Raw genomic sequence first — 568 nt, 5'->3', positions numbered from 1 at the left:
GCCGACGCGCGTCCCGCACCGTAACGCCCATACACCCCAAACGATCACAAACCATTTGGGTTACGGGTCAATAAGTGGTTCACCGGCGGCGAACCGCCGCACCTGCTCGCCGACCAACCGGTACGCGCGCGGCAGCAACCCTCGCACCGACCCTGCCACGTGCGGGGTGAGCAGCACGTTCGGCATCGTCCACAGGGGAGATTCGGCCGGTAGCGGCTCCGGATCGGTGACGTCCAGCGCGGCCGAGATCCGGCCGGTCGCCAGTTCGGCGACGAGCGCCTCGGTACGGGCCACCGGGCCCCGGGCCGCGTTGACCAGCAGCGCCCCGTCGGGCATCGCGGCCAGGAAGTCCTTGTCGATCAGGCCGCGGGTCTGGTCGGTGAGCGGCACCAGCACCACCACCACGTCGGCGTCGGGCAGCAGCCGGGGCAGCTCCGCGACGGCGTGCACCGACTGCTCCGGTCGGGCGTTGCGGGCGACCAGGGTGAAGCTATTTGACCCGTAACCCAAATGGTTTGTGATCGTTTGGGGTGTATGGGCGTTACGGTGCGGGACGCGCGTCGGCTTT

1 protein-coding gene is annotated in these 568 nt (G+C 69.0%); it reads right to left on the bottom strand.

Annotation, left to right across the window (positions count from 1 at the left end; genetic code table 11):
- Positions 1-60 precede the first annotated feature (60 nt).
- Positions 61-568, bottom strand: a 508-nt coding sequence (locus ACLQ24_RS30130; RefSeq protein ID WP_425895120.1) for an NAD(P)-dependent oxidoreductase, incomplete at its 5' end; no start/stop codon positions are given.

The organism is Micromonospora sp. DT4 (assembly GCF_049841675.1).
Classification (GTDB): Bacteria; Actinomycetota; Actinomycetes; order Mycobacteriales; family Micromonosporaceae; genus Micromonospora.
Note: the sequence above shows the minus strand (reverse complement) of the source record. Positions and strands in the feature narration are given on the sequence as shown.